Below are 12,121 nucleotides of genomic sequence, written 5' to 3' on the forward strand. Positions count from 1 at the left end.
GCTCAATTTTCAAGACCACAACGTATTGTCGTGGTGTAACTTGTACGGTCTTTCAGCATGCATCCTTCTTTACGCTATATTCAAGGCTATCCTAAGCACATTCTTGATCCTGTTACTCAACTTGTAGAGTCGGGTAAATTGGTGCCTTGGTTTGAAGCTCGCTACCCAAAGAATCATGAAATAAAAAGCGAGAAAGCCCTGTTTGACTATGCGATTGAGATAAAAAATCGCTACATGAAAAAAACACCACCGATCAGCAAAGTGATTTACGACGGCAAGATACACCTAATCAATAATGCGTTAGGTCTGCATTCTTACGTTGCTAAGAATCACGGTGGAAAGATCAAATCAAAGAATGAAATTCGTATCGCCAGTGTTTTTAAAAATGCACCAGAACCTTTGCTAAGAATGCTGGTGGTACACGAACTGGCGCATATCAAAGAGAAAGAGCACGACAAAGCCTTTTACCAACTATGCTGTCACATGGAATCGGAATATCATCAACTTGAGTTGGATGCCCGTTTATTCATGATGTATTTAGATTTAAAGAAGTAGCCCAATGAGCCAATCACAAAATAGAACGACGCTAAGCCTGTCGAAAAACAGCACTTCATCAGCAAAAACAAAAGACAACCAAGCTGATGTTAAGCCAAGTACAGCTAAGCCAAGCAGCGACAAGCGTATTTCTACAAAGAACACATCTGATAAAAGCCGCAAGAATAGTGCACCTAAAGGCGCGGGCAATAACAAAGCAAAGCGACCTTTTGCAAAAGATAGCAGAGGTAAACCGGGTGCCAATAAAGGATCATCGAATAAGGGTTCTTTCAATAAAACGGCTTTTAACAAGAACGCAGCTCAGAAAAGACGCTCGGCTGAAAAACCTCAAGGTGGATTACACCCAAGAAACCAGCACACTGGCCGCTATAACTTCGAGTTACTAGTTGCAGCCTTGCCTGAGCTAAAAGAGCATCTGATCAAGAATCCGGTTGGCGAAGACACCATTAATTTCTCTGATCCATTGGCTGTTAAGCTACTCAACAAAGCTTTGTTGGCGCATCACTATGGCGTTAAACATTGGGATATTCCTGCTGGTTACTTGTGCCCGCCAATTCCTGGTCGTGCAGACTACATTCACAGAGTGGCCGACATCCTTAATAGCGATGGCCAAGGTGAACCCTATAACCACGCGTCTGTGAAAGCATTAGATATTGGTGTCGGTGCAAACTGTATCTACCCAATCATTGGTGCGACAGAGTATAAGTGGCGTTGTACAGGGACAGATGTTGATTCAGTCTCCATCAAAACAGCGAACTTCATAGCGGAAAGCAACCCTAATCTAAAAGGTAAGATCCGCGCTCGCCTACAAGCTGACTCTGAATCTATCTTTAAGGGCGTGATTAAGGATAATGAACGTTACGATGTCACTATTTGTAATCCTCCATTCCACAGCTCTCTTGAAGAGGCTGAAAAGGGGTCACAACGTAAACTGGATAATCTAGCGGCGAACCGTGCTAAGAAAGCCGGTCAGTCATTCAAGCCTGAAACGAACAAGAAGCCAGCTAAGTTAGACAAATTAACTACGCAAAATAAATCAACTAAGCAAGCTAAACCAACCTTAAACTTTGGTGGTCAAAAAGCCGAGCTTTGGTGCCCAGGTGGTGAAGCCGCTTTCATTATGAAGATGGCAAGAGAGAGTCAACTTTTTGCTACTCAAGTTTTGTGGTTTACGACATTGATTTCTAAGAAAGATAACGTCGATATGGTTCGTTCAGAGCTTGGCAAGCTTAGAGCTAAACAAGTGAAAGTCGTCGAGATGTCACAAGGCCAGAAGGTAAGTCGCTTTATCGCATGGACCTTTATGGACGATGAGCAAAGACAAGAGTGGATCGCGCTAAAATAGCGGCTGCACTTAGTTAAGATATTAAGCTGAAATACGGACGGGCTTGTTGTTAACGCAACAAGCCCGTTTTTTTTGTGTTTTGCATATAACCTAAGCAGAAAGCAACTCATCTAACTTACTCTGATATTTCTGCTCTAGAGCTTTATTACCTGCTTTGTTTTCGAGATCGACCAAGATTTTAAGCGATGGAATTTGATAGCCATAACGCTGGTGGAATTTGAATAAACGGATTCGAGCGTCATTGTAATCGGCGTCACTCACTTCAATTTTTGATAACTGTAGTATCGATTTTACGCGGTTTGGATCGTGGTCAATCGCTCTGCTGAAGTAGTACTTCGCTTGGTCGGTATTGCCAGCCTTAAATGCGCAAAACGCGGCGTTTTCATAACTTGCAGACACCAAGTAGTAGTAGGGTTGGTCGATGGCGCGATTGAAGTAATTATCGGCTTGTTCGTATTCGCCCTGTTTACACAAGAAGGTACCGTAGTTGTTCAATACATTGCCATTTCTTGAATCAAGACTGAGTGCTTTGCGGTAAGTGCTTCTCGCTTCATCTACTTCACCCACTTGTTCGTAGTAATGCGCCATTGAAAGCCGAGCACGGTAGTAGCTAGGTGCGTGTTTAATCGCGAGCTCAAGGTTTTCACGCGCTCTCACCATATTGCCTTGTCCCATATAGCCCAAACCTAATTCGATTCGAGATTCAGACATCGCGATAGGATCACTTTCAATCTTTGGCGGTCCTTCAGTGACAGAGACACAACCGGCCAAGGAAAGCGAGGCAAGTAGTACCACACTTGATAACGAAAGAGGGCGGGACAACGAAATCGGATCTGAAAATGATGGCTTGGCAGGCATGTGAAGCTCCTTATGAACACCAACCCATCATATGAAATCAAACCCATTGAAGTCGTAAATCTATCATGGAATGCGACCCACACACCATAAAAAAACCGCGTCCAATTCGTCGTTTTATCAACAACATACTGAACACGGTTTATGTGTTTGTGAATCGGAAGAAAGAACTTAATCGTCTTTGGTAAAGTTGTCTTCGCTGAAATGATCCAGATCGTAAGGCGTTTGTTGGTAAACGCAGTAGTTTAGCCAGTTTGAGAACAATAAGTGTCCGTGGCTGCGCCAGCTTGCAACCGGTTTGTTGTCTGGATTGTTATTCGGGTAGTAGTTGATTGGTATCACAGGCTCCATGCCTTCACCCAAATCTCGAATGTACTCATTGTGAAGTGTGTGAGAGTCGTACTCAGGGTGACCCGTTACAAACACGTTTCGCTTATCTTTGGTTGCTGCTAGGTATACGCCTGCAACATCAGAAGTTGCAAGAACATCAAGGTCAGTATGTTCCGCTAAGTACTCTTGAGAGAAGTCCGCATAGCGAGAGTGCGGAGCTAAGAATGTATCGTCGAAGCCACGTAAAATAGGGTGGTATGGGTTATGTATCTCGTGGTTATAAACACCAGACAGCTTCTCTTTACGAGTGCGTTTTGGCAAATCATATAATAACTTCAAACCAGCCTGAGCCGCCCAACACACGTATAGCGTTGAAGTAACGTGCTTGTTTGCCCATTCCATGATGGTTTTCAGGTGATCCCAGTAGATCACATCTTCAAATTGAACCAAGCCAAGCGGCGCACCAGTGATGATCAATCCATCAAAGTTTCTTTCTTTGACCATTTCAAATTGGCGGTAGAAGTTATCAAGGTGTTCAGTCGGTGTGTTTTTACTTGGTCGGTCATCAATGCGCAGCAGCTCTACATCCACTTGCAATGGGCTGTTCGATAGTAGGCGTAAGAATTGAGTTTCAGTTTCAATCTTCTTCGGCATCAGGTTGAGGATCAAGACTCTAAGTGGACGAATTTCCTGTGTCGATGCTCTTGATAACGGCATCACGAAGATGTTTTCTTCACGAAGAACATCAGATGCTGGCAATTGGTCTGGAATGCGAATAGGCAAAGCTTTCTCCCTAAGCTAGATATGTAGACGTCTATACATCTAAATCTATAGTAGTTTGGTACGCTTGTCGATATACAAAATGGATAGATGTAAATTATTTGTGTTTTCTATCAGAAGCCATCTTCCGACGTCGGGGGAGTCTTATAATGTTTTACGACTACCTGAGTAAGGCATAAGTGCTTGGTTCTGTTATGTAGAACTAGGCAGTTATCAGAGCAAGCGGCTAGCATTTACGATAAACTCATGTTTTCGAATTAGCCTGTAAAGTGACAGATGAAGTTAATACTCATCCGAGGGTTGCCCGGTTCTGGCAAATCAACAAAAGCAAAAACCTACGATGCATTGCATGTCGAAGCGGATATGTATTACGTGAATGAGCAAGGTGAGTACCATTTTGACCCTAGGCAGCTGCAACAAGCTCATGGGTGGTGTAAGAACACGGCAGAAAATGGCTTGAAGCAAGGGTTGGATGTGGTTGTTTCGAATACCTTTATTAAGCATTGGGAAATGAAGGCTTACCGTCAACTTGCAAGAAAATACAAAGCTGACTTGATCATCGAAGTATGCCGAGAGCAATATGGCAGCATTCACGACATCGAACCGTCTGTGATTAAGCGCATGGCAAAAGATTGGCAAGAATAGCCTCGTGCTTATCCAGCTTGGCTGAATGGCAAATAGAATTAAATTAATAGAATAACTCCAAGGTAAAGATTGAAATGGCAAAGCGCTCAGTTGTGGTCGACATGACTTCTTATGGTATCTATTCCACGTGGGATTCCAAATCTAAAGACCTTCCAAAAATCCAAGAGTTCACCACCACCGTTGATGCTGAAATCGACGTAGAGTTTGGCTATATCCTGAATATCAAAAAAGCCAAAGGTGAGAAGATCCGTTACTGCATTTATCACCCAAACATCACCACAGACAAAGGTGAAGTGCTCGAACCGTTTGATGGTGAGGAGTATGTCGGTAACAATGACTGGGATTTCTACTTAGGTGACACTATCTGGGCTCCTGTCTCGAACAAGCTAGGAAAGTGGCGCATGACGGTTGAGCTAAAAGGCAACATCATCGCCGACAAGACATTCGACCTAGTAGCAAAAGACGAAGGCCAATTCTGGAAGCGTAGAGGGTTTTAGGTTCGACCTTCTATGTTCACCTAAACAACAAAAAGCCGAGCATCGTGATGATGTCTCGGCTTTTTTCATTGTGCTAGATAGAAGTGACTACCTAACTAATGGATTCGATTATTGCGTTACGTAAGCCACAACAAACTCAGTGATTGCGACCATGTCTTTCACTGCAATGTACTCTTCAGTGGTGTGAACTTTCGCCATACCAGTAGAAAGGTTAACTGTTGTCAGGCCTTTTGCGTTGAAGTTGTTTGCATCGCTACCGCCGCCAGTGCGTTTAGTGTTCGCTGTTACGCCAAGCTTCTCAAACGCCGATTTGATAGAAAGAATGTGCGGATGATCGTCTGCAATAACGAATGCATCGTAAGCACGAGTTGATTCGATTTCTACTTCAGCGCCGAACTGCTTAGCACTTTCTTGGAATGTAGAGATCATATGTTCAACTTGAGCCGTTAGCTTTTCGCCGTTTAGAGAACGTGCTTCAGCCACGACTTTAAGCTCTGGCATTACGATGTTAGTTGCTTGACCACCTTCAACAATACCAACGTTTGCTGTCGTTTCTTCATCGATACGAAGTAGGTTCATCTTAGTGATAGCGTCTGCAGCAACTTGAATTGCGCTGATGCCTTCTTCTGGTGCTAAACCAGCGTGAGCAGGGCGACCTTTGATTTTAGCAACAATCTTCTGCTGGCCAGGCGCTGCGTTTACGATAGTGCCAATTGGACCGCCTGTATCAAGTACGATTGCGTGCTCAGATTGAATGTAAGACATATCGAAGTTCAAAGAGCCGAACAGACCGCCTTCTTCGAATACAGTAAATGCAATCTCGATAGTTTTGTGCTCTTGTCCTTCAGCTTTAATGCAACGAACCGCTTCCATGATAGCTGCGATACCAGACTTGTCGTCACCACCTAGAATTGTGTTGCCTTTTGAACGGATGATACCGTCTTCGATGATTGGCTCAATGCCGATGCCTGGCGTTACTGTGTCCATGTGGCAGCTGAACACTGTGCTACCTGGAAGAGTGCCATCTAGACGAGCGTAGATGTTGAAACCATTAGACACTTCTTCAGGAACCGCCAGTTTGTGAACTTCAAAACCTAGTTCACCGAGTTGCTCAGCCAAAGCTTCAGCAATCGCTTTTTCGTTACGAGATTCACTATCAATTTTCACTAGATCGCAGAAATGTTCTACAAGACGTTGTTCATTAATTTGGGTCATTGTTAATTCTCATTATGCTTCCGCTTGTTCAAAAAGAAGCCGCGGAGGTAGGAACAGGAAAATCACTATAACGCCAATGAGGTAGATGATTGTCTGAGTTAAATCAAGAAAGTTGCCTGATTATTCTAATTAATGAGAAAAACCCAATTCAGATCCACCAGTGCGCAGGATTTTAATCTGTATATCTGTCGGGTATAATGTTTGACTGCTCTTAAAAAAACGTCAATAAAATTGGAATTCAATCAATAATGGCCCTGATAAATGAATAGAAACAATGTGTTAGGTTCATTCCTTTTCGTGGTGCTGATGAGTATTGTGCTGGGGCTGTATTTGCTCTATCCAACTTATGACGACGATTTAAAGCATATTCGCCCTGAAAACCCGAGTGTTTATAGTCCAGAGAAAGAGTTATCACTCTCTCAATATGGATCTGCGTTGATCGATATTCTCGATGTATCTCGTGGTGACCCTAATTTAGCTTCCCTACAACTTGAGGCTCTCCAAGCCAAGTTCCCAGACCAAGATAAAGCCATCTATCGTGCTTACGAATTGATGATTTTGTCGAACCTCGCGCAACATAAGTTGGATACCAAAGCGGTTTCCGAATACGTCAGGCAGATTAAAGCACTCGCACAACACGAACATATGGGTTGGTTAAAGGCCCAATCTCTCGTTGAATTAGCGATCGAATACATCAGTACGGGTGAGCTAGCGGAATCTGAAATCCAAATCAGAGCTGCGATAGATATCGCAGAATCGCTCCACTATGAAGAGTTGTTGATTAAGGCCTATAACACGGCTGGTGTCATCAATAACATCCGCAATGACTTTCCTGAAGCTCAATACTTTTTCCATAAAGGTTTAGACCTTGGTAAGAAGTACCCTCATCACATCTACAACAGCAAGTTAGTGTCAAATATGGCACTGCTTTATATCTATTTGGAAGACTGGCCTAAAGCGCTCAAGCTGATTAAAAGAGCCAAAAAGCTCTATTACAAGAGTGGACTACTCGAAGCGTCTACCATCGGCGTGCTGCATGTGAATGAGTCTTTTGCTTATCTGCGCAGTGGTGATTTAGTCAAAGGCCGAGAAGCATATCAAAGTGCGGCTAAGCTAAATGGCGATAACGTGAGTGAACGATACAAAATCATCCTATTAAAAGCAGAGAGTGATGTGTTGTTGGCGGAAAAGAACTTTGAGTCAGCTCGACAAGTCGCAAACTTGTGTCTTAGATACCCAGGCGTGGACAAATACACACTTCAATTGGGGCAGTGTTACCTAAATAGAGCCTTAGCGAACATTGGTTTGAACCGAGATAATTTTGTTTTTGCTGATCTAAAGCGATCGTCTGCAATGTTCGATGTTGTGGGGACTCGCAGCTGGAAGGTCCTCGGCTTAAGAACACTTGCTGAATACTATGATTCAAGAGGCGACAGCGAGAACGCACTTCGCTACTTCAAGCTCTATTACAAGGGTAATAAAGCGCTGCTATTTGATAAGCGCCAGAGTGATATCTTTTTACTCGAGCAAGATTTCGCTACGGCATCATTAGCTCAAGAAAACGAACTGCTTAACGCAGAAAAAGAGTTGGGTGAGCTGACATTAGATAAGCAGCAATTACGGAATCGAATCGTCGTCGCTTTGGGTATCATGGTGATGATAAGCGCCACGTTACTATTGATAAGGTTACGCTCGATCCAGAAGACCAACAAAGAACTACTTAAGCAATCAACAAGATGCGAACTGACAGGCTTATACAATAGGCGTTACTTAGAGCAACGGTTAACTCAGCCGATGCCACATCATTTGTCGTCGTTTGGGTATACGCTCGCTATTCTAGATTTAGACCGCTTCAAACAAGTTAATGACACTTATGGCCATGATATTGGTGACCAAGTGCTGGTGGAAGTCGCTAAGCGTTTAGAGAAAATCTTATCAACAAACGATGTAGTGGCAAGATGGGGTGGGGAAGAGTTTGTTTTGTTGCTGTCTGGTTCCATTGATCCTGAGCAACAGTTGAACGTTATCCGTTTAGCTATTTCTGAAACACCCATTGATACGCACTCCGGCTCTTTAGACCTCACCACATCGATAGGAGCGTCGATTGGTATTGTTCATGAGCAACTCAATCAAGATACTTACAAGAAGTACCTCAAAGCCGCGGATGATGCACTATATCAAGCGAAAGAGTCGGGTAGGAATCAAGTCATCATTGCTGAAAGTTAATCGCTAATCTGGAAACAAAAAGCCATTCTGATCTTCGTGAGATAAGAATGGCTTCTGGAACACTCTGAGATCGCTAATATCAAAATTTGAGTGAGAAGTGGGGTTTACTTAGCGATATGTCGAGTTTATCTATATCAACATTTTCTAAATGAGTTACTTAGCGACACCTTGAAGCATTTCAACCAATTCGCCTTCTGTCGCTGGTTCGCTAGCGAGTTCAATCACAGCCGAAGCTCCTCCCTTTAACATGTAGGCTTGGGTTCCGCAGTGGTCATAGTGGAACCATTTACCATCTACACATACGTCGGTATAACATCTTGGGTCTTGTTTAAGTTCCATATCAATTTCCTTATTAACATTTGCCTAACGTTTTTCAGACTAGTTGATCACAAATCTAGGTAAATTGATCTAAATCAATCTAGAGTGTAATTGATGATTTAATTATCAAAATAAGAGAGGTGTGTCTAGCGAAGGAGCGACCTCTCGTTGGGCACTGCGCTCAAAGGTCGTGATTCTGGTTGGCAACTCTCGCTCTTTTGCTTGCCAGGTGATGCTTTTCTACATACGCTAGCTACTCTCTTAATCCCTATACAGACTTGATTGTGTTGGAAAATGACTAATATCTTTATCGTTGTAATTGTTCTGGTTGTGTTCTTTTACTTTATTCAAAAGTATGTGGTGAAACACGATGACACCAAAGACCACGCTTATCAGAAGAAAGGCGCGTTGATGTCGGCGCAACAGGCGACATTCTATAATGCGCTAAAATCAGCTGTGGGCAACCATGGGGAAGTGTTTGCTAAAGTCAGCATGTCGAACGTACTTGTTCCTGCTAAGACGAACAATAAGAAGAATTGGTTTATCGCCAACAACAAGATCTCACGTAGTTACTTCGACTTTGTTGTTTGCGACCCGCGAACGCTAGAGCCCCGCGTTATTATCGAACTTGATAACGGCAAAGAGCTCAATAAAGGGAAAGTCGATCGCGAAAAGCTACTAATTCACGTGTGTAAATCGGCAGGTTTACCTCTGATTGGTGCATCTATTAAACACAGCTACCAAGTGAGCCGTTTGAAGAGGTTACTGGCAGCACACATCGATTTAATCGAGCCATCAAAAGAAGTGCGATTTTGTAAGAAGTGTGGTAGCCCAATGATCATCAAACTGGCAAGCCAAGGCGATTACAAAGGCCGACGCTTCTTCACTTGTAGCCGCCAGCCAAACTGCACCTATACCGAAAACTACAACGTTGTATTCGATGTTGAAGAATAGTTGGTATCGATAGTAATGCATCCGGTTGGACTCCATTCAATCGCTTAGATACGAATAAGTTATACAAACTAAAAAGCCGAGCATTGATTATGCTCGGCTTTACTAATATTAAGTGGATTGGTTTAGACTAAAACGCGTAACGCATACCGAGCTGTAGCTCATCTTCGTCGTTATCGCCTTCCCCACCTTCGCCCTCGTCTAACATGTTAAACTTATAACTACCAAAGAAGGCCACATCGCCAATATAACGTGCGTATTCTAGACCGATAAAGTTAATGTCGTAATCTGCAATATCGTCAGCTTCAAAGTAGCTGTAGGTCAGGTTGACGGTGTTGACACCAAACGAGTATCCCAAGTAAGCATCGGCAGAATCGTAGTCTGAATCTTTTACGTCTAGACCTGAAATACTACCAAATTGATAGAGTGCGGCGAACCAAACCCCCTGATCGTTGGTGTACTTAACCGCACCAATATAGGCATCAGAAGTTTCTGTCCCAACGCCATAGGTTTCATCACTTGACGCATAACCGACGCCAATATCTAACCCAATCGAAGTGCTGCCGGCGACAACTGCACCGAAGCCGTCACTTTGTGCTGATTCACTATCTGAATTGAAATTGCCATCAATTTGAAAGGTGATGTTGTCGCTTGTCAGTTCATAACGTAAAACATTTTTTGCTCGATCAGCAGTCGACACCGTGTATTCATTGATATAGCCGCTGAAGGTTTCAGCCATATCCGTCCAATCGGTTAAGTAGGTAACGGCATTATTTTGGTGGCCATAATAGACGTTACCGTGATTGGTTTGAACACCCGTATATAAGAATCGAGTGTTAATGCCGATATCATCTGATGCGCCATCTTCAGACTCTGTTAGTTCGAATTCATATTTCCCAAAAAAGGAAACATCGTCCGACGCTTTTTGTGTGCCATCGACACTTAAGCGGACGCGTGATCTATCACTATAGGTGCTATTATCAGTACTTTTATTCTCATCAGAGAAATTCCCTCGAACTTCTGCGCGGCCGCCGATATTGAATACTGTTTCATCTGTCTCATAAATGGTCGCCGCCGATACGGCAGATGTCGATAGTATGCTCACCACTGCAATGGCGATATGTGATTTTTTCATAATTTATTCCCTATTTTTCACACTTGTATTTATCGTAAACCATAAATTCACGTATAGCATTGAATTTAGATCATTGATTCCTACAGGTTATGAATATAGGCGCGCTTTACCATTATGCAAATTTCATTATGTATTACTGTGCTGTATGTATTCAAAATGGCTATGATGTGTGGGGTTGGGTTTTGAATTGCTTATAGATTGTTGCTCTTGAGGGAGATTAATTGCAGCTGATGTTTTTCGACTATAGAGTGCTATCGTATTTATGTATGTTGGTAATAACCCGGCCACTTTATATGAAAAATCCGAATTTAGTCATTGCGGCCTAGTAATTCGATGACGACGATTACAAAATCGTGGTGATTTTTATGAATGATGTATTTCAGTGAGTTACAAAGACTCTGCGTGCCTTTCACTTATAATGATCAAAATACTACGGTAACCCAATGGGCAAGCAAAATTTTTGACACTAAATATAGGCATTGATCTATACCTGTATGGTTACTGTAAAGGCCAAGAAAAACGGTATAGACAACAAAAATCCCAAATTGAACACATTAGGTTAGTTAATTGGTTGTCATCAAGGATTAGAATTTTTTCTAACTAAACTTTGTTTTTCAGCGGTTTGACGATAATCTGGGTGTAAAATCGACATGTTGTTATGTCTTTGATTGCAAAGTGAGCAAACGAATCGCAAGATGCCAGTTAATACTTGCACCATCTGTTTATCATGGATATCATCGTTGGCGTTCTAAGGGAATGCGTCCGTAGCTCAGTTGGTTAGAGTACCGCCTTGACATGGCGGGGGTCGGTGATTCGAGTTCACTCGGACGCACCATTCCTTATTTGTTTTTATTGCATAACTATTGAGTTTGTCACAATGGTAGTAATAAGAAATGAGAACATCGCCCGCTTAGCTCAGTTGGTTAGAGTACTTGCATGACATGCAAGGTGTCACTGGTTCGAGTCCAGTAGCGGCACCAAATTCGTTCTTTCTGAACAAGCAAAAAGCCCACCTAGCGTGGGCTTTTTTGTGTCTGCGTTTCTGGAAAGTACCTTAAATAGCATCATTCTTGTCTGCCTCCCCGTTGAATAATTATTGGATGAGCTAAGTGACTCATATCTCTCAAACTCGATTTGTGACCGCGTGGTGACCATGCTGTGACAACCTTCTAAGCATATACAGTTTGGAGTAACAGAACATTTAAGAAATAGTCATCAGCACATTTTTAAAAAGAATGCTCTCGTTAATCGTAAACGCCCCATGAACCT

11 protein-coding genes and 2 tRNA genes are annotated in these 12,121 nt (G+C 42.8%); 8 read left to right on the forward strand and 5 right to left on the reverse strand.

From position 1 onward, the window contains the following. Positions 1 to 57: 57 nt before the first annotated feature. Both AB4209_RS08885 and rlmF read left to right on the forward strand, forming a co-directional pair. Positions 58 to 555, forward strand: a complete 498-nt coding sequence (locus AB4209_RS08885; protein ID WP_102320098.1) for a YgjP-like metallopeptidase domain-containing protein — start codon at positions 58 to 60, stop codon at positions 553 to 555. A gap of 4 nt (positions 556 to 559) precedes the next feature. Next, on the forward strand, positions 560 to 1,900 hold the full coding sequence (rlmF, locus tag AB4209_RS08890) for a 23S rRNA (adenine(1618)-N(6))-methyltransferase RlmF (RefSeq protein ID WP_372055593.1): 1,341 nt from the start codon (positions 560 to 562) through the stop codon (positions 1,898 to 1,900). A gap of 90 nt (positions 1,901 to 1,990) precedes the next feature. On the opposite strand, the gene pilW is transcribed toward rlmF, so the two are convergent. After that, on the reverse strand, positions 1,991 to 2,758 hold the full coding sequence (gene pilW / locus AB4209_RS08895) for a type IV pilus biogenesis/stability protein PilW (protein ID WP_372055595.1): 768 nt from the start codon (positions 2,756 to 2,758) through the stop codon (positions 1,991 to 1,993). A gap of 168 nt (positions 2,759 to 2,926) precedes the next feature. Further along, positions 2,927 to 3,868, reverse strand: a complete 942-nt coding sequence (metA, locus tag AB4209_RS08900; RefSeq protein WP_017066439.1) for a homoserine O-succinyltransferase — start codon at positions 3,866 to 3,868, stop codon at positions 2,927 to 2,929. 273 nt (positions 3,869 to 4,141) lie between these two features. Here metA and AB4209_RS08905 point away from each other — a divergent pair, with 273 nt between their 5' ends. Then, a complete protein-coding gene (locus AB4209_RS08905) occupies positions 4,142 to 4,510 on the forward strand; it encodes an ATP-binding protein (RefSeq protein ID WP_102320100.1) in 369 nt (122 codons plus the stop codon). 74 nt (positions 4,511 to 4,584) lie between these two features. Then, complete coding sequence (locus AB4209_RS08910; RefSeq protein WP_019824122.1) at positions 4,585 to 5,007, forward strand: DUF3859 domain-containing protein; 423 nt, start codon at positions 4,585 to 4,587, stop codon at positions 5,005 to 5,007. Between the two features lie 108 nt (positions 5,008 to 5,115). Here the strand turns inward: AB4209_RS08910 and AB4209_RS08915 are convergent, their stop codons facing one another. Next, positions 5,116 to 6,222 carry a M20/M25/M40 family metallo-hydrolase gene (locus AB4209_RS08915; protein ID WP_017059177.1) on the reverse strand — a complete coding sequence of 369 codons (1,107 nt, stop codon included), beginning with the start codon at positions 6,220 to 6,222 and terminating at the stop codon, positions 5,116 to 5,118. Between the two features lie 261 nt (positions 6,223 to 6,483). Between AB4209_RS08915 and AB4209_RS08920 the strand changes: the two genes are divergently transcribed. Next, positions 6,484 to 8,448, forward strand: coding sequence for a GGDEF domain-containing protein (locus AB4209_RS08920; protein WP_229647279.1), 1,965 nt, complete (start codon positions 6,484 to 6,486; stop codon positions 8,446 to 8,448). A gap of 153 nt (positions 8,449 to 8,601) precedes the next feature. Here AB4209_RS08920 and AB4209_RS08925 read toward each other — a convergent pair whose 3' ends face one another. Next, entirely contained in the window at positions 8,602 to 8,787 is a 186-nt protein-coding gene (locus AB4209_RS08925; protein ID WP_017059179.1) for a hypothetical protein, read from the reverse strand. A 273-nt stretch (positions 8,788 to 9,060) separates the two neighbouring features. Here AB4209_RS08925 and AB4209_RS08930 point away from each other — a divergent pair, with 273 nt between their 5' ends. After that, entirely contained in the window at positions 9,061 to 9,720 is a 660-nt protein-coding gene (locus tag AB4209_RS08930) for a DUF2726 domain-containing protein (RefSeq protein WP_017065541.1), read from the forward strand. A 127-nt stretch (positions 9,721 to 9,847) separates the two neighbouring features. Here the strand turns inward: AB4209_RS08930 and AB4209_RS08935 are convergent, their stop codons facing one another. Beyond that, positions 9,848 to 10,852, reverse strand: coding sequence for a porin (locus AB4209_RS08935; RefSeq protein ID WP_372055598.1), 1,005 nt, complete (start codon positions 10,850 to 10,852; stop codon positions 9,848 to 9,850). A 758-nt stretch (positions 10,853 to 11,610) separates the two neighbouring features. Here AB4209_RS08935 and AB4209_RS08940 point away from each other — a divergent pair. Both AB4209_RS08940 and AB4209_RS08945 read left to right on the forward strand, forming a co-directional pair. After that, positions 11,611 to 11,687: transfer RNA gene (locus AB4209_RS08940), tRNA-Val, on the forward strand. Between the two features lie 69 nt (positions 11,688 to 11,756). Then, positions 11,757 to 11,832 (forward strand) — tRNA-Val (locus AB4209_RS08945). The last annotated feature ends 289 nt before the right edge of the window (positions 11,833 to 12,121 follow it).

Origin of the sequence: Vibrio sp. 10N.286.48.C11 (assembly GCF_041469805.1) — a bacterium.
Classification (GTDB): Bacteria; Pseudomonadota; Gammaproteobacteria; order Enterobacterales; family Vibrionaceae; genus Vibrio; species Vibrio crassostreae_C.

Coding starts and splice junctions, on each gene's coding strand:
- AB4209_RS08930 (WP_017065541.1), top strand. CDS start 9,061: ATGACTAATATCTTTATCGTTGTAATTGTTCTGGTTGTGTTCTTTTAC.
- pilW (WP_372055595.1), bottom strand. CDS start 2,758: ATGCCTGCCAAGCCATCATTTTCAGATCCGATTTCGTTGTCCCGCCCT.
- AB4209_RS08925 (WP_017059179.1), bottom strand. CDS start 8,787: ATGGAACTTAAACAAGACCCAAGATGTTATACCGACGTATGTGTAGAT.
- AB4209_RS08915 (WP_017059177.1), bottom strand. CDS start 6,222: ATGACCCAAATTAATGAACAACGTCTTGTAGAACATTTCTGCGATCTA.
- AB4209_RS08905 (WP_102320100.1), top strand. CDS start 4,142: ATGAAGTTAATACTCATCCGAGGGTTGCCCGGTTCTGGCAAATCAACA.
- AB4209_RS08935 (WP_372055598.1), bottom strand. CDS start 10,852: ATGAAAAAATCACATATCGCCATTGCAGTGGTGAGCATACTATCGACA.
- AB4209_RS08885 (WP_102320098.1), top strand. CDS start 58: ATGCATCCTTCTTTACGCTATATTCAAGGCTATCCTAAGCACATTCTT.
- AB4209_RS08920 (WP_229647279.1), top strand. CDS start 6,484: ATGAATAGAAACAATGTGTTAGGTTCATTCCTTTTCGTGGTGCTGATG.
- rlmF (WP_372055593.1), top strand. CDS start 560: ATGAGCCAATCACAAAATAGAACGACGCTAAGCCTGTCGAAAAACAGC.
- AB4209_RS08910 (WP_019824122.1), top strand. CDS start 4,585: ATGGCAAAGCGCTCAGTTGTGGTCGACATGACTTCTTATGGTATCTAT.